A 17,963-nucleotide genomic window follows, 5' to 3' on the forward strand; every position below is an offset into this window, starting at 1 on the left:
GTAATGTAGCACCGCGGCCACTCCTTGGTGCTGCTTCTGCTGGGGTCGGACCCCTTAACTCTCCTGCACGGAGTAGGAGACAGGAGCGCGAGTTGGGGTAGAGGACCCACCGCGTGCTCCAGGGTCGTGGGATCCTTGGCCTGGAGCAATGGAGCGAGGCGAGAGGAGCCGAAGTGCCGGAGGCCAGTCCTCGTGGAACCTACCTGGTCATTGCGGAGGCACTGCGAACCGAGATCGCAGAGAGGGAGGGGACCGACGCTCTCCCCTCCGAGGCTGAGCTGATGCGCTCGCACGGCGTCGGCCGGAACACAATCCGTCGAGCCCTCAAGATTCTCGAAGCCGACGGTCTCGTTGAGTCGGCGCCCGGCATCGGGTGGCGCGTAGCCCAAGGTGGCGATCGTCGGTCTCTTGCCGAGCGGATGATGGGCGTGATCGCAGATGACGCGCTCTCAGTGGGCGACACCTACCCATCCGAAGCGAAGCTGTGCGAGAGGTTCGAGGCCTCTCGTACGGCTGTGCGTCGCGTCCTCGCTCAGATGGAGGGGAACGGTCTGCTCACCACTGTTCATGGGAAGGGGCGAACAGTGCGCGCTCTCCCGACGTCCACCGTCCAGCCGTAGTCTTGGCCGCCATGGGACTGACTGAGTGGGCGTACTCGCTCTCCGAATCGCTGCTGTCCGATCCGCTCCCGCGTCGGTGGGCGCACTCGCTGGGGGTCGCCAAGCGCGCTCGCTCCTTGGGCCCGATCATGGGGGACGATGCGGAGTTGCTGGAAGCTGCGGCAGTGCTGCATGACATCGGGTACTCGCCGGCCATCGCCACGACCGGCTTTCACCCCCTGGATGGTGCGCGGTTCCTCAGAGACCAGGAGAAGGCAGACGAGCGGGTCGTTCGTCTCGTGGCCCACCACTCCTGCGCCCTGCTGGAAGCCGAGGAGCGCGGGCTGAGGCAGGAGCTAGAGGGGGAGTTCGAGCTAGAGCGTCCGGACCTGGTCGACGCTCTGCTGTACTGCGACATGACGACGACGCCCGATGGGACGCCGACCACCTCGACCGAGCGGCTCGACGAGATCGTGCAGCGGTACGGCCCGGACACCATCGTCGGACGGTTCATCCAGCGCGCGGCACCTGAGATCCACGCGGCGGCGAAGCGTGTTGATGGTCGGTTGGCACAGGTCTCTGCTGACAGTCAGCCGATGTAGGGCTCTCGCCGCGTGTCGTCGAGACCGTGGCGGATGCGCAGCATCATCGACGGATGAATGTCCAATCCGTCAAGGTCCGTTGGGTCAACCCAGCGGACCTCTTTTGACTCGCTGCTCGTACGCAGGGAACCGCCGATGGGGTGGGCTCGGAAGCAGATGGAGAACTGTTGCCGGACCTCTCCGTCGTCATACGCAAGCACGTGTTCAGGGTCGGTGTAGAGCCCTACGATGCTGTCTACTTCAACGTCAATGCCGGTCTCTTCCGCGACCTCACGGACGGCTGTGTCACCGATGCGCTCGCCGATGTCGTGGCCACCGCCGGGCAGTGCCCACAGATCGTTGTCCGTCTTGTGGATCAGCAGCAACCGCCCCGCGTCGTCTCGGACGACCGCGGTGACCGAGGGCACCACAGAGTTGGCGTGAGGAGCGTTCGGGTCGCGGAAGTAGTCGATGCGGCTCATCAGGCAGTGCCTTCCCAATCGGCAGGTGACGAGATGGGGCGGGCCGATTCCCAGACCTTCTCAACGCTCTCAGCGTAGGCGTCGAAGAGTTCACCGCCGGGCACGCGTTGCAGGTGCAGTACGGGTGCCATGTAGGCGCCGACGCCGTAGAGGTGCCCGTTCGCCAGCATCTCGTCGTCGGCCCGATAGATGGAGTTGTAGAGGGTCGTACTGTGCAGCCGGAACTCCACTCCGGGAAGGCCGAAGAGTGGGCCGTAGTTGATGAGGGCGTTCCGGATCTTGCCAGCCATCGCCGCACCGATCCCTTCGTCCTCGCCGCGCACCGCTACGGCCGGCGAGGTGGGCTCCCCCAGGATGAAGCGGATGGGCACTCCGTCGGCTGATTTCTCTTTCACGATGCGGTGGAACGACGCGTCTTCCGTGAGCCAGAACCCGGAGTACACCAACAGGTCGAACTGACGGGTCGCCTTGGAGTAGAGACTGGTCCAGAGGGTTTGCATCACGACGGACCGGTGCGGATAGAGCCTGACCAACTCCGCGTTGCCGGCGGCCGCGACCTCGGCTGACGTGCGCTCGTCCGGCCACAGGTACGACACCTCGCACCTCAACAGCGATGCTGTTGCGAACTGGAAGCGGCGGTATGGCTTGCGCTCAGGTTCGTTGATCCATCGCTCGACCGTCTTGGCCGCCACCCCGAGTCGTTCGGCGACCTCATCGAGCGTCAGGCCCAAGTCCACTATCGCGCCGCGCAGTCGCTCGTTAGCCACACCAACCTCCGACTTCCTGGGACGACTTGGTTCGACTTCACGGTAGCTAAGGACGACCTGAGTCGCGCAACCGCGAAGTCGAACGTCGTCGCTGCCGACGCCAGTCTGTAGGTACATCGAGCGCGAGGGGCTCGCAGACCTCCAACAGCCGAAGGGCTTGACGGGGCGAACCTCTCTCTGCAAGATGAGGAACACGTAATACATGTTCCTCTCGTTCGGGTCGCGGCAGCAACCCGAACGAGCGCACGACCAGGAGCCCCGCATCGGACGGGGGGAGGCGACCCGGCGCCTTGGCATTAACCGGAGGGCTTAGACCGCAAGGTCACGTCTCCATACGCCTACTTCGAGGCCGGACAGCTCTACCTGACACGGGAGCGCGGTCGCGATGAAGGAGACAACGCACCACCTCACCTCGCCGCCGCGCTCTGGCACGGCGGCCGGTTGCCTCCGCTGCTCGTCTCGTACGAGCAGCGCTGAGGGGAGCCGGGATCGTCTCTGGCCCCGCCGCCACGCTCCGCGAGGCGGTCGCCTCTCGCCAAGGACCGCGACCGCCTCGACTTCAAGTCCCTCGACACCAGGAGAAAATCCGTGAATCAGCGCGACCTCGACAACATCGCTCACCGCATCGGTTCGGCCGCCATGGAGTTCGCCCCCGGTCACCGGCCGACGGCCGCTCAGGTGGCCGATGCCGCTTCGATCCTTCACGGCATGCTTCAGGCGGCCGAGACCTACGGCGTGACGTTCGCGGACTTCGACGCCGTTGCGCACTTCGCCCGGCTGGCCATTCAGCTTGTCCAGTCCCGCGACGAGTGCCGGTGACCGCCGTGCACGCTGCCACCTTCGCCGCCGTGTTCGTCGCCCTGTACGTCGCGCACAGCGTGGGCGACCACTGGGTGCAGAGCTCCCACCAGGCCGCGCACAAGGGTCGCCCCGGCTGGGTCGGCTGCCTCGCCGACGCCCGGCACGTCGCCACCCTGACGGCCACCAAGCTGGTGGTCCTGCTGCCGGTCGTCTGGCTGCTGGACCTGCGCATGTCGGTGCTCGGCATCCTCGCCGGGCTCGGCATCGACGCGGTTACGCACTGGTGGGCGGACCGGCGCAGCACGCTGGCGTGGCTGGCCAGGGTGACCGGCAAGGGCGAGTTCTACCGGCTCGGAGCTCCGCGCGCCGGCCGCGACGACAACCCGCACATCGGGACCGGCGCCTACGCGCTTGACCAGTCCTTCCATCACCTGTGGCTGCTGGTCGCCGCGCTCATCATCGCCACGGTCTGACCCTCCCCGCTCACCCCGCACCACCCCGCCCCCCGTCTGCGGTGCGGCTCTCGTCTTCCGGGGCGGTCGCCTCTCGCCAAAAGACCGCGACCGCCCCGGCTTCCCTTCGATGTCAGGAGAACTGCCATGCGTACCTACATCGGCCGCCAACAGGCCATCTCTACCGAGGACTTCGCGGAACTGGCGCTCGGTACCCCGGTTGAGCTGTGGCTCGGGGTCGCGGGCGAGACGGACGAAGAGCGCGCGGCCCGCGAGGACGCGGCGCGCGACATCCTCGCCGAGAACCCGAACCTTCCCGACGACCTGATCCGCGTCGCTGCGCAGGTCATCGAGGAGAACCCGGACCTGTTCGACGTTGTCTCCCTGGTCCGTCCCGCCCGCCGCCGCACGGCCCGCAAGGGGGCTGCGGCATGACCACCACCCCCGCCCCCCAGGCGCCCGCGCCTGGGGTGCCGCCGCTGACCCGCCCCGAGCTTGGACTTGCCGGAGTCGGCGCGTTCGCTGCCGCCGCGGTCGGCGCGCTGGGTCTGATCTCCTCCTTCGACGCGGTGTCCGCCGCCGCGCTGAGCTGGGGTTTCCACTCGCCGTGGATGCTGCCGGTCGGTATCGACGTGGCCATTCCGGTGTTCACCGTCGCCAATCTGCTGCTGATCCGCATGGATATGGCGCTTGGGTGGGTGCGGTTCGTGCCCTGGGCGCTGACGCTGATCACGTGCGGGCTGAACATCGCGGCCGGACACTCCCTGTCGGCCAAGGTCGCGCATGGCACGATGCCGCTGCTGTGGGTGGTGTTCTCCGAGATCGGCGCGCACATCTACGCCGTGCGGATCGGCGCAGCCACCGGCCGTCGGATGGAGAAGATCCGGTTCTCCCGCTGGCTGCTCGCCTTCCCCTCCACCTTCGCGCTGTGGCGCCGCATGACGCTGTGGGAGGTCACCTCCTACACCGAGGCGCTGGCGCGGGAGAAGGAGCGGCAGTTGGCTCGCGCGGACCTGCGCGAGCAGTACGGCCGCAAGTGGCGGTCCAAGACCCCGCGGCGCGAGCGCGTGATGCTGCGCATGGGCGACCTCGCCCCCACCACCGAAGAGACCACCCCCGCCCCGCCCCCGGCGGACACGCCGGAACCCCCGGCCGCCCCCAAGCCGCGCCCCCGCCGGCAAACCGCCACCAAGACCAAGGTGAAGGCACAGCGCACCTTCGAGGAGCTGCTGACCGAGGCGCGCACGGTCACCGCGGAATGGACCCAGGCGGAGCTGACCGCGGACCGCATCCGCGCCGCGGTGCACTGCTCGGCAACCAACGCCCGTGCGTTGCGCGACGCGTTGAAGACCGAGCGCGCCGACGGTTGCCCGCTGCACTCCGTGGACGACGCGGAGGGCGAGGCGACCGAGGCTGAGGCCGCCTGATGCCCGCGGCATTCGGCAAGTGCTACGACCCGGCCGGAAGCCAGTACGGCATCCCCACCTACCCGTGGCGCTACGCCCCCGACGGGCTCGCCACGCGCCGCCAACTGCGCGCCCGCGGCTTACGTCCGGGCGGTCAGCCGATCGCGGCTCAGGTGCTACGCCCGCGCTACCGCCGCGGCCCGCTGGTCGCCTACCTCTACCGCATCGACCGCGCCAAGCCCGTGCGGCCGATGACGCCCGGCAAGCGGGCCGCGCTCGCCAAGGCGATGTGCGCACGCCGCACCTGCCCGCAGTGCCGCACCGACGCGGGATACGTCATCCCGACCTCGATCGGCCTGTGCGTGCCCTGCGCCTTCTCCGACACCCCGAGGAGGGGTTAACCATGGCCAAGCCCAACACCAGCCGCCTGGACCGCGAGATCCGGCAGACGGAACGCAAGCTCGAAGCGGTCCGCAAGGAAGAGATGTGGCCGCTGACCGGCCAGGAGCGGCGGGCGGTGCTGCGGGCGCTCGCCGCAGGCTCGTACAAGGTCGTCCGAGGCAAGAGCACCGGCCGCGCGGAACGGAAGCTGGAGACGCTGTGGCAGTCGGTGCAGTCCCGACTCACCGCGGAGCTGACCGCGTTGCAGAGGGAGCGGCAGCGGATCGTGAACGAGGCCGCCGCCAAGGCCGCCAAGAAGTCTTCGGGGTGGTGGTGACCATGGCTGCACGGGAGACGCCTCCGGGCGAGTGTCCGCAGTGCTGGCAGCACGCCCACGACCGGAGCATCCACCGCAGGCTCCGCCCCCGCGAGGACTGCCGGCCGTGCCTGGACCACATGAACAACGGCTGCCCGTACCTCGTGCCCAAGAGGAAGTCGAGCTGGTGGTGAACCTGAAACGGATCACCCGTCACTTCCGCGGCTCGGGTGACTCGCTCGGTCGGCCGCTACCCTCCGACTCCGCGCGGGTCGTCTGCCTGGCCGGCAGCAACTTCGGCGTGCACGGCGTGATCCCGGCGTCCTACGCCCGGTTCACGGTCAGCCGCCGCCGGGCCTGGGGACATGACGTCCGCTCCTATCCGACTACCGGCCGCGAAGGCACCCCGTTGACGGTCATCTACACCCGCGTTGCCTACGTCGAGGATCCCGGCCTTGAAGTCCTGGTCACGGTCTTCGAGTTCCCCCACGGCAGCGCGCTCCCGCCCGGCATGTAACCCCACGGGCCCGGCCGCTCACCTCCTACAGCGTCGGCCGGACCCGCTCTCTTTCACACCCGAAAGTGGAAGGAATCTAAGTGAAGCACCCCGACGACGACAACGAACTCTTCAACCGGCTGGAAGCCGAAATGGCCGACTCCGGCGGCGAGGTGGTCGACCTCGACAAGGCGCGATCGGCCCGCAGCGAGTCGGCCGACCCGACCACCCGACCCGACTCCGACCCGTCGGCCGACCCCGAGAACCGTCGGTCGGCTGCCGAATCGGGCGACCCGACCGCCCGCCGGTTGGTCGACCTTCCGACCGCCAAGGCGGCCGGTCCGGGCTACCTCGGTCGGCTGCTCGCCGCGCAGCGCCGTGACGTCGTTCCGGCGTGGCTGAAGTCCACGGCGGAGCTGAAGACCGCCACCGGATGGGTGGCCCGCCACTACGCCCACTCGGTCGGCTACCACGCGCTGCGCACGCCGGTCTACGCCGCGCGGCTCACGCTGCAGGCACCGTCCGGGGCCGCGAAGTTCCTGGGCGGCACCCTGCGGTGGGTGGCCGACCGCGAGGGCGAACCGGTCCGCCTCGCCGCGGTCCGACGCGAGGACGCGGCCGAGTACCTGAAGCTGTCGCGGCAGCGTGATGGTCGGGTCCGACTCCGGACCCTCGTGGCCGTGCTCGCGATGTTCATCGGGCTCGGCTCCGCGCTCGCCATCTACGTCCTTGCCCCCGACTGGCTTCAGGCGGTGTCGGTGAGCGCGGTCGTGATGGCGCTCGGGTTCGCCGGACGCAAGGCGGACGACCCGGTCATCCACCGTGCGGTGGAGCTCCCGAAGGCGGTCAAGCTCACCAGTGACATTGTGCTGCGTGCGCTCGGCTCGCTCGGCATTCCCGCGATCAACCAGGCGCAGGGCAAGGGCCGTGACGGGTTCGAGTTCACCGCCCCGATCACGCGGGACGGTCCGGGCTGGCGTGCGGAGGGCAACCTCCCGTACGGCGTCACGGTCACGGACGTCATCGAGCGGCGCGACCGGCTCGCCTCCGGTCTGCGCAGGCCGCTCGGGTGTGTGTGGCCCGAGGCGGTACCGAACGAGCACACCGGGCACCTGGTGCTGTGGGTCGGCGATCAGGACATGTCGACCTCCCGCAAGCCCAAGTGGCCGCTGCTGACCAGCGGTTCGGTGAACCTGTTCAAGCCCGTCGCCTATGGCACCGACCAGCGCGGACGCTGGGTCGAGGTCACTCTGATGTACATCGCGGGCATCATCGGTGCCATCCCGCGCATGGGCAAGACGTTCCTGCTCCGCCTCCTGCTGCTGATCGCCGCGCTGGATCCGCGGGCTGAGCTGCATACCTACGACATGAAGGGCACCGGCGATCTGGACCCGGTCGGCAACGCCGTTTCGCACCGGCACGCCGCGGGCGACGATGACGAGGCCATCGAGTACGCGCTCAAGGACTTCCGGGCGCTGCGCGAGGAACTGCGCCGTCGCACGAAGGTGATCCGCTCGCTTCCGCGGGACATCTGCCCGGAGTCGAAGGTGACCAGCGAACTCGCCGACAAGCGCTCCCTTGGTCTGCACCCCATCGTGATCGGGGTGGACGAGTGCCAGGTGCTCTTCGAACACCCCAAGCACAAGGACGAGTTCGAGGAGATCGCTACCGACCTGGTCAAGCGCGGTCCGGCCACCGGTATCGTGCTGCTGCTCGCCACCCAGCGACCGGACGCGAAGGCGCTGCCCACGGGCATCAGCGCGAATGCGTCGGCGCGCTGGTGCCTGAAGGTCATGGGGCAGTTGGAGAACGACATGGTGCTCGGCACGTCCGCCTACAAGCGGGGCGTGCGGGCGACCATGTTCGCCTGGGGCGACAAGGGCATCCACTACTTCGTGGGTGAAGGCTCGGACGCCCGGATCGTGGGCTCGGTGTACGTCGACGGGCCCGGCGCCGACAGCATCGCCGCCCGCGCTCGCAAGGCCCGTGAGCTGGCCGGACTGCTGTCCGGGCACGCGCTCGGGGAGGAGCCGGAGACGGACGCGAGCACCGGCTACGACCTGCTCGCCGACATCCTCGCCGTGGTCCCCGCCAAGGAGACCAAGGCGTGGTCCGAGACCGTCGTAGCGCGGCTCGCCGAACTGCGCCCCGAGGTCTACGACGGCTGGGACTCCGACGCGCTCGCCGCGGCCCTGAAGCCGCGCGGCGTCTCCACCGTCCAGGTGGGGCGCCGCATCGAGGGCAAGTTCACCAACAAGCGGGGGATCGACCGCTCCCACGTCACCGCAGCGATTGCGGAGCGTGACGGAAAGCGGGACGCGGGCTGAGTCTGCGGGGCCGCTATCGATAGCGCCACACCCTGCTATCGATAGCGGCCCCGATAGCGGCCCAAACCATCCCTGATCAGGCCGCTAGCGCATAGCAGCCCACCTGCGGAAACCCCTGAAACCCGCCTGGAAGGGCACTTCATGACCCTCACCCTGCTCGCTATCACGCTCCTGCTTGGCGTCACGCTGTGTTACGCCGCCGTGTGTGCAGCCTCGCCGTTCGGCAACTGCCGCAGGTGCCGCGGCATGGGCCACCAGCTCAAGACCGACCGCAAGGGACGGCTCAAGCGCGGCAAGGACTGCCGCCGCTGCCAGGCCACGGGCAAGCGCATACGCGTCGGCCGCTGGCTCTACAACCGCTGGGCCCGCATCTACCGCGCGGGCACCGACACCCCGCGCCCGGAGGGCTCGCGATGACCCTGACCATCTCCGCCGTGCTGCTCTTCGGCATCGCCTCCGTCATCGCGGTGAAGACCCGAGCCGCCAACGCGGGCGGTGCGGTGCTGCTGTTCCTGTTCGGCTTCTTCACCGCCGGGACCGGAGCCTACGGCCCCATACACGACCTGGTGGCGTCCTTCGCCCGCTTCCTGTCCCAGCTCGGCAACTGACCCGAGGAGTACTCGTGAACGAACCCATCGTCGCGCGGCACTGGCTCGCCGCCGCCGCGCCCAAGGCCGCGCCCGCCCTCGCCACCACCACCGTGCTCGCGCTCGCCCGGATCTGGAACGCCAACGGCGCCGAACACTCCACCGGCAACGCCGCGTTGATGGCCGTCCTGTCCGCCGGGGCCGCCGCCGCGGGCGTGGCCGCGGGCAACGCAACCGGTGACTCCGTCCTCGTGGGGACCGCGTTCGCCGCTTCCGGGGCGCTCGCCTTCGCGGGCGTGGCCGGATACGCCGACGGGCTCTCGCTGCCCTTGCTGCTGTGGTCCCTGGCCACCGCCGGCGCCTACGGCCTCGCCGCCCGCTACTGGCGCCACGACCGCCGCGAGACCGTCGCGTACGAGCGGCAGACGAGCGAGCGGCGCGAGGAGTACGCCCACGTCGAGCGTGTCGAGACCCTGCGCGCCACGACACAGATCGAGGTCGCCCGCACCGGAGCCGCGTACGCCGAACAGCTCGCACAGGCACTCGTCACCCGCTCCACGCTGCCCGGCTTCGACCCCAAGGCGCTGGAAGCCGCGGGACTCCCGGAGATCCCGCGGGGGGATCGGTGAGGTTCTACCTGACCACCCATAAGCGGCATTGGGTTCGGCTGACCAGGGTGCCGCTGTTCTTGAAGTCCGAGCACTTCGTGAACGCGGTCAAGCTGGATGCGGCGCGCGGTCCGTACGCGGTGGACTCGGGCGGGTTCTCGGAGCTCCAGCGACACGGCCGTTGGACGCGCTCCCCGCGCCAGTACATCGAGGACCTGCGCCGTATCTGGGAATGCGTCGGCCCGTATGACTGGGCCGCTCCGCAGGACTGGATGTGCGAAGACCTCATCATCCACGGGGGCACCGCCGGACCGAACGTGTTCGTCGGCACCCATCTCAGCGTGCCGGAGCACATCCGCCGCACTGTCGCCAACTTCCTCGAACTGCGCTCCCTCGCCCCGGAGTTGCGCATAGCCCCTGTCCTTCAGGGCCGGACGGTCGCGGACTACGAGTCGTGTGCCGAGTTGTACGAGCGTGCCGGGGTCGACCTGACCCGCGAACCCACGGTGGGGCTCGGCTCGGTCTGCCGCTTGCAGTCCACCCGCGAGGGAGCGGCGATCGTGACCGCGATGGCCGCGCGCGGGCTGAAGCTGCACGGCTTCGGCTTCAAGACGCTGGGACTGGAACGGGTCGGCCACCTGCTCGCATCGGCCGACTCCGCCGCGTGGAGCTATCACGCCCGCCGTAGGCCCCCGCTGCCCGGCCACACGCACAAGAACTGCGCCAACTGCATCGACTACGCCATGCGCTGGCGTACCCGCGTCCTGGCCAGCCTGCCGCCCTGGCAACAGCCCTTCCTCGACGCGGCCTGACGAAAGGAAGTCATGTTCGAGATCCGCATCATCTGTGACCCGGCCGACACCGAGCACGTCACCACCGCTCTCAGTGGCGCGTTCGCCACCGGTGCCGTGCGCACCTACCCCACCCGCGACGGTGAGCGTACCCGCCTGTACGTCACCGCTGACCACCGCACCGAGCCGGGACCGTGGCCGACGCCGGAAGAGGCGTACGCGCTCGCCCCGAGCATCATCAGCGAGATCGGATGGACGGCCCGTACCCTGGCCGCCACGAAGTGCTTCACGGCGCTGGAACGGGACTTCTACCTGCGCAAAGCGGCCCTACTCGACCGCATCGCGCTCCTGGACGAGCCTGACGAACCGCACGGCGACGCCACCGAAACCGCTGTAGGGGCAGCTCTGCGCCTTCTCCACACGGACAAGGCCGGTTCCACCATCGCGGCTGACACCCTCGCCAACCCCCGCGGCTACGTCCGCCAGGAATACGCCCACTGGGTCAGGCACCACTAGCTATGGCTGGGGCGGTCGCCTCTCGCCAAAGACCGCGACCGCCCCGGTTCTCCGTCCCTTCGACAGAAACAGGAGACCTCCAGCATGACACCTGCCCGCAAGACCCGGCTCCCCCTCGATTGGAACCACCCCGACACGAGCCGCCTGCAGACCGCCCTCCAGCTGGCCACCGCCGGTGTGCCAGTGCTGCCGTTGCGGGACGGGAAGGTGCCGTTCGGCAACTGCCGCGCGTGCGCCAAGAACGCGTGCGGCGGGCGGCCGAACATGAAGCGCGCGGGTACCTGCCGCTGCCCCGCCCCTTGCCACGCGTGGGCCGCTGCCACCACCGACCGGAACGTCATCACCTCGCCGCTGTGGGTGGCGGCATGGGAGCGGGCCGTGTGCGTCGGCTACCACCCCGGAGGAGCGGGGCTGACCGTGGTCGACCTCGACAACGCGGCGGCCGTCTCCTGGGCCCGCGAGACCCTGCCCGCCACCCGAACCGTGGCGACGACGCGCGGTGAGCACTGGATCTACCGGGGCGTCATGGGCTCGCACAACGCGGTTCGGGCAGGGGTCGACATCAAGTCCGCGATGTCGTATGCCCGTTGGCTCGGTCCGGGCGTCGGCCGCACGGCCGATCTACCGTCGGCCGTCCGCGCCCTGGTGGTGAAGGAAGAGACCACCCCCGCCCGCGGGGATGTGGTCTCTTCCCTCCCCGAGCGCGCCACGTGGGACCGGACGGTTGCCACCGGATGCCGCCACACCGACGGCTACGTCCGCACCGGCCTGGAACGCGGCCTCACCCTCGTGCGCTCCCGCATCGAATCCGGTGCCGGATCACAGGCGTTCGGCGTCGCCCGGTTCCTCGCCGCCCAGCACACCGGCTGCCCCGGACCGTGCGGACTGGACGTGATCGGGGAAGAGATCGTGGCCGCGGCCATCTCGGTCGGTGTCCCCGAGCCCTACGCCCGCCGCGCGGTCACCAATGGGCTCACCGCGGCCGAGAGGGGCGCCGCATGACCTATAAGCCATTCAATCCCCTGAAACAGCCTCGGAACGCCACACAGGCCGCACTACGGGTCACCGTAGGCGACCGAAGGAACGTCGCCGAAGGCGTCCGCACTGCTCTTGGCCTTGACCCGCACGTCGGCGATCCCACCGAAGGGAGGGCAGCCTCATGACCGCATAGCCTGTGGACAACACCGACCTGTGGGCCGGACTGCCCACCCTCGACGAGCCGCCCGCACCCGTGTGGGAGGACCCCGTTCCCCTCGCCGGACCCCGCAAGCTCGCCCCCTTCCCCACCGCCTCCCTTCCGGGGTGGCTGCGGGAGTTCGTGGCCGCGGTCGCCGAGGAGACACAGACCCCCGTCGACCTCGCCGGATGCATCGCCCTGTCCGTGCTCGCCACCGCGGCGGGCGGAAGGGCGGTCGTGCAGGTGCGCGGGCACTGGCGCGAGCCCACCAACCTCTACGTCGTCGTCTCGCTGCCGCCCGCCAACCGCAAATCCGCCGTGTTCGGGCTGCTCACCGACCCGCTGTACGAGGCGGAACAGCAACTCCGGACGCTGACCCAACCGGCCATCGTGGAAGCCGAGATGACCGCCCGGCTCGCCAAGGAGGCAGCCGACAAGGCCGCGTCCAAGGCAGCCACGGCAGGCGCGGACGAGCGGGACGAACTGGTCTCCACTGCGATCGCGCTGGCGCAGACCGCGGAGAGCGTCAGCGTGCCGGCCAAACCACAGTTGCTCGCCGACGACACCACCGCCGAGACCGTCACCTCCCGCATGGCCGAGCAGGGCGGCCGGATCTCCGTCATGTCCGCGGAGGGCGACATCTTCGACATCATCGCCGGACGCTACTCCGGCAAGCCCAACATGGGCGTCTTCCTCAAAGGCCACGCCGGAGACCGGCTCAAGGTCGACCGGCAGACCCGCGAGGAATACATCGAACACCCCGCCCTCACCATGGGGTTGTGCGTGCAGCCGCAGGTCCTGGACGACATCGGACGCCAGGACGGGTTCAAGGGCCGCGGCCTGCTCGGCAGGTTCCTCTACTCGGTTCCCGAGTCGCTGGTCGGCCGCCGCAAGATCGAGCCGGAGCCCATCCCCGAGCAGGTGATGGAGACCTATCGGCGTCACGTCCTCGACCTGACGCTGTTCCTCGCCGAGTGGACCGATCCGGCCCTCATCCAGCTCACCCCCGAGGCCGTCGCGGCCCTGAAAGCCTTTCAGGCACGGGTGGAACCGATGCTGGAAGCTCGCGGCGGCATCATGGGCCAGATCGGCGATTGGGGCGGCAAGCTGGTCGGTGCCACCGCGCGCATGGCCGCCCTGCTCCACCTCGCCGAACACCTCACCAAGGGGCACATGGTGCCTGTGGCGGAAGCGACCATGCGTGATGCGATCGCGCTGGCGGAGTACTTCATCAGCCACAGCCTCGCCGCGTTCGACTCGATGGGCGCCGACCGCATCGTCGAGCGCGCCCGCACCGTGCTGGAAGTGCTCCACACCCACGGATGGCGTGAGGTCAGCAAGCGGGACCTGATGGTCAAGCTCTCCCGCTCCGAGTTCCGCACCGCCAACGACCTCGACCCCGTGTTGGCGCTGCTGGAAGACCACGGCTACGTGCGCGCCCAAGCCGTCCAGCGCACCGGAGGACGTGGCCGGCCACCCTCCCCCCGCTACCTCATCCACCCCCGCCTGACCGACCCGACCGCCTGACCCCCGCCGCAGAAACCACAGAATCACAGAAATACCCCTGACAAGCCCCTGACCAGCACAGACAGCCCGGTCAGGGGCTCGCGGAGCGCTGCCACAGAAACCAACCGAGAAGCCACAGAAATAACCCGGCGCCGGCACCACCGGTCCGGCCACCTATTTCTGTGGAACTTCCCGCGATTTCTGTGGCAGCTCCCACCGCGCGGCATCACCGCAGGTCAGCCCACCAATCCAGGGTTTCTGTGGTTTTCGTGGTTTCTGTGGCGGCTCTCGGCTGGTCCCACCACCTTCCCTTGCTCTCTCGCCCAAGGAGGAGTCGTGGCCAAGCCCCGCGACGAGATGCTGACCATCCCCGAAGTGATCGAAGAGATAGGCGTACCGCGAGCGACCTTCTACCGCTGGCGGCAGTACAAGAAGGGCCCGAAGTCCATCAAGCTCCCGAACGGCGCGGTGCGAATCCGTAGGTCCGAACTGAGTCGGTGGCTCCAGACGCTGGAGGAGAGCGCGTGACGAAAGACACCGACAACGGGGCCGAGCAGAACAACCGCTCGGCCCCGGACGGGTTCTCGCTCGATGTGCGCCTGTGGAAAGTCGCCAGGGCGCAGAGCAAGACGCGTCCCTACCAACTCCGTTGGAAAGTCGGAGGAAAGGTCAACAGTGCCACCTTCGCCACGGTGGCTCTCGCAGAGAGCCGCAGATCTGAACTGTGGCAGGCAATGCGCCGCGGCGAGGCATTCCGCATCGCCGACGGTCTGCCTGAATCCGAGGTACGGGCTGAGGCCACTGCGGAGCAAGTCCGTGAGGAACTTCCCTGGTTCGCATTCTGCCGCGAGTACATGGCGATGCGCTGGCCGACCGCTGCGGCCAAGACCCGTGAGGGAATCGCCGACGGGCTCGCAGCGGTGACGCTGGCCCTGGTGGAGCAGGAACAGAAGATGCCGTCACCGGAAGAGCTGCGCCTCGCCTTCCGGTGGGCGGTCATTCCCAAGAACGCCGAACTTGACCCGCCAGAGGAACTTGAAGACGCCTATGGGTGGATCTCCAAGAAATCGCTTCTCGTCTCCTCGCTGGAAGACCCGAAGATTCTCCGCGATGTTCAGTATCGGATCTCCTTCAAACTGGACGGCACCCCCGCCGCGGGGGAGACCTCCCGTCGTCGGCGGCGCGCGCTCAACACGGCGGTTGAATACGCCATCGAGCGCAAGCTTCTGACGGAGAACCCACTCACCGCCCTCAAGAAAGTGAAGAGTTCCTCATCGGACCGTGTGGACCCCCGTGTTCTCGTGAACAAGACGCAGGCTGCTCAACTCCTCGCGTCGGTCTCGTACGTCGGGACATGGGATCGCAAGAAGGGCCGGCGCCTGGTGGGCTTCTACGCGGTCATGTACTTCGCGGGGCTCCGTCCGAGTGAGGCTGTGGGGCTCAGGAAGGCTGATTGCTTCCTCCCAGAGAAGGGGTGGGGCGTTCTGACGCTCCACGACACCCACCCCGTGTCTGGCAAGCAGTGGACAGACAGCGGAGAGCGCCACGATAAGCGCGGCCTGAAGTCGAGGGAGGCGAAGGAAGACCGGCCGGTCCCGATTCCGCCGCCGCTCGTGGCCATGCTCCGCGCCCACCTGAAGGAGTTCGGCACGGCCAAGGACGGGCGGCTCTTTACGAACGAGCGGGGCGGTCTCGTGGGCAGCAGCACCTATTGGCGTGTGTGGCGGGATGCTCGGGAGTACGCACTCTCGCCGGACCTTCAGGCATCCATCCTCGGGGGTCGGCCGTACGACCTGCGGCACACCTGTATCACGACATGGCTGAACGCCGGCGTGCCCGTGGCCGAGGTCGCCCGTCGGGTCGGCAACTCGCCCGAGGTGATCCACCGCGTCTATGAGGGGTGCATCTACGGCCAGGAAGAGGCCATGAACAAGAAGATCGAACAAGAGCTTGGCTGGGGGTAGCAGAGCCACGTCCTGGGCCTCGTGGGGCCCAGGACTGCGGGCGAAAGCTTGCTACCCCCGCAGGACTCTCCCGAGCGAAGAGATGCGACATACGGGTAAAATCGAACATCTAGGGTGAAAGGCTCGCCAACAGGTTTCTGGGGGGCACTATGCCCATAGAAGGACCAAAAGGCGTGAGGCAGAACCTCAAAGTGTGGCTGCTGCATCCCGCGACCGGCGTTGTACTCACGGTGGCGTTGTTTGGCGCTGGTCCGGCGGTCGCGCTGACCAGTGGTACGGCGAAGTGGATCAATCTGTTCGCGTACGCCTTGGTCGTCACCTTTGCCAACGCGGTAAGAGTGGCACTGAGCAGCCAGCGGGCTGGTGGGTACCACGATGCTGCCGACAAGGCATTTGAGCGCGTGTACGGCTCCGGGCTGTTGGTGCTTGAGTCTCTGTCAGCTGTTTGCAAGTCAGTTGATGAGGCATCAGCAAAATCGGCGCTAGATCGCTTGCGGAGTTCGGTACTGGAGACCGCAAGGGAGGCGTGCGGCCCCTACCCCCGCAGGGATCGAGAGAAGCGCCGATCCGTCATATACGAGTTCAATGGGGATGCTCTCCGGTACGTTGACAAGCGAGGTCGACGGGAGGATCCGAGGCCTCGTGATGTGTTTCAGCCTGACGTGAGCCCGGAGCGGAATGTAGTTGCCTGGGTGCGTGCTGCAGCCCATGACACACCTTCTCCAGACATCCTCAAGGATGTGAAGAAGGAGACCTCACGCGGGCGGGCAAGCGGGGAACACTACCGAAGCTTCGTGTCGATACCTGTTTACACTGACGACAAGGCATACGGGCTGCTGGCGGTCGACTCCAAGGACGCTACGAGTTTCACTTCCACGGATGGTCAAGCGTTGCGTATGCTCGCCGTCATCCTGGCTACCGGCTTGGCCCACGTGCACAGCATTCAAAATCCCGTTAAGTAGGCACTCACCTGGAGGAAGCCATGGCGCAGGCCACCACCCCGCAGCGGGGGAGCGATCTCAATGATGAGATCACTGAGCGGGACATTGCGATCAAGGCCCATCAGGCAGCCTCCGGAGACATTACGGCCGAGGAATATTTTGAGGCTGTGAGAGCACGTGCCGCGCAGGCGGTTGATCGGGAGGTGGCGCGGTATGAGGCGGCTCACCCCTGGTGGAGGTTCGCTCTCGGGCTTCAATCTCGGGGCTAGTGGTTCTCGTCGGCGATCTTCTTCCATGCGTCCGTCTTGCTGACTTGGGCGCACAGACGGTGGGCCGGACGGGCAAGTGACGGCGCTCAGATCGGTCTACGCGCCAGGCGTCGGTGCGCCCGTTTCTCACGGCGTCGCCGTCTATCGCAGGTCTATCGCGACCAGTGCTCACCAACGACAAAAAGCGGGACCCAGTGAGACTGGGCCCCGCTCTTCTATGTCGGCATCCGCCCTGGTCAGCGCTTGATTCTTGCTGATCCTCGGCGAGTGCCCCCGGCAGGATTCGAACCTGCGCACACGGCTCCGGAGGCCGTTGCTCTATCCCCTGAGCTACGGGGGCGTGTCCGCTGCGCTGTGCGCGGCGACGGGTAGAACACTACCAGTTCATCCGGGGTGTTCATGAACGGGTTTCCGGCGTCGGCGCGCGCTCCGGTGGCCGGCGGAGCCCCGTCCCCCGCAAGGGCCAGAAGTAGGGAAAACCCGGACGCGGTGGCCGGTCCGGACCTACTCTCGAGTTGTGCCAGGCGCGTCGGGCCGGGTGCTTGTTGTGGACGACAACAAGGTCATCCGGCAGCTGATCAGGGTCAATCTCGAGCTGGAGGGTTTCGAGGTGGTGACCGCGGCTGACGGTGCCGAGTGTCTGGATGTCGTTCATCAGGTGCGGCCCGACGTCGTGACCCTTGATGTGGTCATGCCCCGACTGGACGGGCTGCGGACCGCCTCCCGGCTTCGTTCCGATCCGCTGACCCGTGACCTTCCCCTTGCCATCGTCAGCGCCTGCACGCCGTACGAGGTCGAGACCGGGCTGGATGTGGGGGTCGACGCCTTCCTTGCCAAGCCGTTCGAGCCTGCCGAACTCGTCTGTCTCGTAAAGCAGTTGATCGAGCGGAGGAGGAGCGGGAGGGGCAGGGGAGAGGGCGGTGGGGCCGGGCTCGGGAGTGTTCTCGGGTTCGGTGAGACCGAGCGGGCCGGGCGGGCCGGCGGCTGATCCGGGCG

Annotated in this window: 24 protein-coding genes and 1 tRNA gene; 22 read left to right on the top strand and 3 right to left on the bottom strand. The window is 68.0% G+C overall.

Annotation, left to right across the window (positions count from 1 at the left end):
* Positions 1 to 173 precede the first annotated feature (173 nt).
* Positions 174 to 620 carry a GntR family transcriptional regulator gene (locus EDD92_RS31520; RefSeq protein WP_123967459.1) on the top strand — a complete coding sequence of 149 codons (447 nt, stop codon included), beginning with the start codon at positions 174 to 176 and terminating at the stop codon, positions 618 to 620.
* Between the two features lie 11 nt (positions 621 to 631).
* Positions 632 to 1,201 (top strand): HD domain-containing protein, encoded by a 570-nt coding sequence (locus EDD92_RS31525; protein WP_185124185.1) that lies wholly within the window; start codon positions 632 to 634, stop codon positions 1,199 to 1,201.
* Here the strand turns inward: EDD92_RS31525 and EDD92_RS31530 are convergent.
* Positions 1,189 to 1,662: an NUDIX domain-containing protein gene (locus EDD92_RS31530; protein ID WP_123967461.1), complete on the bottom strand. Its 474-nt coding sequence runs from the start codon at positions 1,660 to 1,662 to the stop codon at positions 1,189 to 1,191. The genes EDD92_RS31525 and EDD92_RS31530 overlap by 13 nt on opposite strands.
* Positions 1,662 to 2,429: a helix-turn-helix domain-containing protein gene (locus EDD92_RS31535; protein WP_123967462.1), complete on the bottom strand. Its 768-nt coding sequence runs from the start codon at positions 2,427 to 2,429 to the stop codon at positions 1,662 to 1,664. The genes EDD92_RS31530 and EDD92_RS31535 overlap by 1 nt, the downstream gene beginning before the upstream one ends.
* A gap of 588 nt (positions 2,430 to 3,017) precedes the next feature.
* On the opposite strand from EDD92_RS31535, the gene EDD92_RS31540 reads away from it, so the two are divergent.
* The 19 genes from EDD92_RS31540 (at position 3,018) to EDD92_RS31630 (ending at position 16,719) form a co-directional block, all read left to right on the top strand.
* A complete protein-coding gene (locus EDD92_RS31540; RefSeq protein WP_123967463.1) occupies positions 3,018 to 3,248 on the top strand; it encodes a hypothetical protein in 231 nt (76 codons plus the stop codon).
* Positions 3,249 to 3,253: 5 nt separating this feature from the next.
* Positions 3,254 to 3,703: a DUF3307 domain-containing protein gene (locus EDD92_RS31545; RefSeq protein ID WP_123970635.1), complete on the top strand. Its 450-nt coding sequence runs from the start codon at positions 3,254 to 3,256 to the stop codon at positions 3,701 to 3,703.
* Between the two features lie 126 nt (positions 3,704 to 3,829).
* The gene (locus tag EDD92_RS31550; RefSeq protein ID WP_123967464.1) at positions 3,830 to 4,117 is read left to right on the top strand and encodes a hypothetical protein; all 288 of its coding nucleotides are present in this window, start codon (positions 3,830 to 3,832) and stop codon (positions 4,115 to 4,117) included.
* Positions 4,114 to 5,109, top strand: a complete 996-nt coding sequence (locus tag EDD92_RS31555) for a DUF2637 domain-containing protein (protein ID WP_123967465.1) — start codon at positions 4,114 to 4,116, stop codon at positions 5,107 to 5,109. The genes EDD92_RS31550 and EDD92_RS31555 overlap by 4 nt, the downstream gene beginning before the upstream one ends.
* Positions 5,109 to 5,489, top strand: a complete 381-nt coding sequence (locus tag EDD92_RS31560; protein WP_123967466.1) for an RRQRL motif-containing zinc-binding protein — start codon at positions 5,109 to 5,111, stop codon at positions 5,487 to 5,489. The genes EDD92_RS31555 and EDD92_RS31560 overlap by 1 nt, the downstream gene beginning before the upstream one ends.
* 2 nt (positions 5,490 to 5,491) lie before the next feature.
* Positions 5,492 to 5,806, top strand: a complete 315-nt coding sequence (locus EDD92_RS31565) for a hypothetical protein (RefSeq protein ID WP_123967467.1) — start codon at positions 5,492 to 5,494, stop codon at positions 5,804 to 5,806.
* 2 nt (positions 5,807 to 5,808) lie between these two features.
* Positions 5,809 to 5,979: a pRL2-8 gene (locus EDD92_RS31570; protein ID WP_185124186.1), complete on the top strand. Its 171-nt coding sequence runs from the start codon at positions 5,809 to 5,811 to the stop codon at positions 5,977 to 5,979.
* Complete coding sequence (locus EDD92_RS31575; protein ID WP_123967469.1) at positions 5,973 to 6,302, top strand: hypothetical protein; 330 nt, start codon at positions 5,973 to 5,975, stop codon at positions 6,300 to 6,302. Before EDD92_RS31570 ends, EDD92_RS31575 begins: the two co-directional genes overlap by 7 nt.
* An 80-nt stretch (positions 6,303 to 6,382) precedes the next feature.
* Positions 6,383 to 8,608, top strand: coding sequence for a cell division protein FtsK (locus EDD92_RS31580; RefSeq protein ID WP_185124187.1), 2,226 nt, complete (start codon positions 6,383 to 6,385; stop codon positions 8,606 to 8,608).
* Positions 8,609 to 8,749: 141 nt separating this feature from the next.
* Positions 8,750 to 9,025 carry a hypothetical protein gene (locus tag EDD92_RS31585; RefSeq protein WP_123967470.1) on the top strand — a complete coding sequence of 92 codons (276 nt, stop codon included), beginning with the start codon at positions 8,750 to 8,752 and terminating at the stop codon, positions 9,023 to 9,025.
* On the top strand, positions 9,022 to 9,216 hold the full coding sequence (locus tag EDD92_RS31590) for a hypothetical protein (RefSeq protein WP_123967471.1): 195 nt from the start codon (positions 9,022 to 9,024) through the stop codon (positions 9,214 to 9,216). The genes EDD92_RS31585 and EDD92_RS31590 overlap by 4 nt, the downstream gene beginning before the upstream one ends.
* A 14-nt stretch (positions 9,217 to 9,230) precedes the next feature.
* A complete protein-coding gene (locus EDD92_RS31595) occupies positions 9,231 to 9,824 on the top strand; it encodes a hypothetical protein (RefSeq protein ID WP_123967472.1) in 594 nt (197 codons plus the stop codon).
* A gap of 47 nt (positions 9,825 to 9,871) precedes the next feature.
* Positions 9,872 to 10,615, top strand: coding sequence for a hypothetical protein (locus EDD92_RS31600; RefSeq protein WP_260326874.1), 744 nt, complete (start codon positions 9,872 to 9,874; stop codon positions 10,613 to 10,615).
* 12 nt (positions 10,616 to 10,627) lie between these two features.
* A complete protein-coding gene (locus tag EDD92_RS31605; protein WP_123967474.1) occupies positions 10,628 to 11,110 on the top strand; it encodes a hypothetical protein in 483 nt (160 codons plus the stop codon).
* 84 nt (positions 11,111 to 11,194) lie between these two features.
* Complete coding sequence (locus EDD92_RS31610; protein ID WP_123967475.1) at positions 11,195 to 12,112, top strand: bifunctional DNA primase/polymerase; 918 nt, start codon at positions 11,195 to 11,197, stop codon at positions 12,110 to 12,112.
* Positions 12,113 to 12,284: 172 nt separating this feature from the next.
* Positions 12,285 to 13,814 (top strand): YfjI family protein, encoded by a 1,530-nt coding sequence (locus EDD92_RS31615; RefSeq protein ID WP_123967476.1) that lies wholly within the window; start codon positions 12,285 to 12,287, stop codon positions 13,812 to 13,814.
* A 315-nt stretch (positions 13,815 to 14,129) separates the two neighbouring features.
* A complete protein-coding gene (locus EDD92_RS31620) occupies positions 14,130 to 14,321 on the top strand; it encodes an AlpA family transcriptional regulator (RefSeq protein WP_101400676.1) in 192 nt (63 codons plus the stop codon).
* Positions 14,318 to 15,757, top strand: coding sequence for a tyrosine-type recombinase/integrase (locus EDD92_RS31625; protein WP_185124188.1), 1,440 nt, complete (start codon positions 14,318 to 14,320; stop codon positions 15,755 to 15,757). The genes EDD92_RS31620 and EDD92_RS31625 overlap by 4 nt, the downstream gene beginning before the upstream one ends.
* Positions 15,758 to 15,930: 173 nt before the next feature.
* Positions 15,931 to 16,719: a GAF domain-containing protein gene (locus EDD92_RS31630; protein ID WP_185124189.1), complete on the top strand. Its 789-nt coding sequence runs from the start codon at positions 15,931 to 15,933 to the stop codon at positions 16,717 to 16,719.
* A 516-nt stretch (positions 16,720 to 17,235) separates the two neighbouring features.
* On the opposite strand, the gene EDD92_RS31635 is transcribed toward EDD92_RS31630, so the two are convergent.
* A tRNA-Arg gene (locus tag EDD92_RS31635) sits at positions 17,236 to 17,307 on the bottom strand.
* Between the two features lie 177 nt (positions 17,308 to 17,484).
* Between EDD92_RS31635 and EDD92_RS31640 the strand changes: the two genes are divergently transcribed.
* Entirely contained in the window at positions 17,485 to 17,955 is a 471-nt protein-coding gene (locus tag EDD92_RS31640) for a PleD family two-component system response regulator (protein ID WP_123967478.1), read from the top strand.
* Positions 17,956 to 17,963: the final 8 nt, after the last annotated feature.

Origin of the sequence: Streptomyces sp. TLI_185 (genome assembly GCF_003814765.1) — a bacterium.
In the GTDB taxonomy this organism is placed as follows: Bacteria; Actinomycetota; Actinomycetes; order Streptomycetales; family Streptomycetaceae; genus Streptomyces.

Coding starts and splice junctions, on each gene's coding strand:
- EDD92_RS31525 (WP_185124185.1), top strand. CDS start 632: ATGGGACTGACTGAGTGGGCGTACTCGCTCTCCGAATCGCTGCTGTCC.
- EDD92_RS31610 (WP_123967475.1), top strand. CDS start 11,195: ATGACACCTGCCCGCAAGACCCGGCTCCCCCTCGATTGGAACCACCCC.
- EDD92_RS31570 (WP_185124186.1), top strand. CDS start 5,809: ATGGCTGCACGGGAGACGCCTCCGGGCGAGTGTCCGCAGTGCTGGCAG.
- EDD92_RS31565 (WP_123967467.1), top strand. CDS start 5,492: ATGGCCAAGCCCAACACCAGCCGCCTGGACCGCGAGATCCGGCAGACG.
- EDD92_RS31530 (WP_123967461.1), bottom strand. CDS start 1,662: ATGAGCCGCATCGACTACTTCCGCGACCCGAACGCTCCTCACGCCAAC.
- EDD92_RS31550 (WP_123967464.1), top strand. CDS start 3,830: ATGCGTACCTACATCGGCCGCCAACAGGCCATCTCTACCGAGGACTTC.
- EDD92_RS31605 (WP_123967474.1), top strand. CDS start 10,628: ATGTTCGAGATCCGCATCATCTGTGACCCGGCCGACACCGAGCACGTC.
- EDD92_RS31590 (WP_123967471.1), top strand. CDS start 9,022: ATGACCCTGACCATCTCCGCCGTGCTGCTCTTCGGCATCGCCTCCGTC.
- EDD92_RS31585 (WP_123967470.1), top strand. CDS start 8,750: ATGACCCTCACCCTGCTCGCTATCACGCTCCTGCTTGGCGTCACGCTG.
- EDD92_RS31560 (WP_123967466.1), top strand. CDS start 5,109: ATGCCCGCGGCATTCGGCAAGTGCTACGACCCGGCCGGAAGCCAGTAC.
- EDD92_RS31555 (WP_123967465.1), top strand. CDS start 4,114: ATGACCACCACCCCCGCCCCCCAGGCGCCCGCGCCTGGGGTGCCGCCG.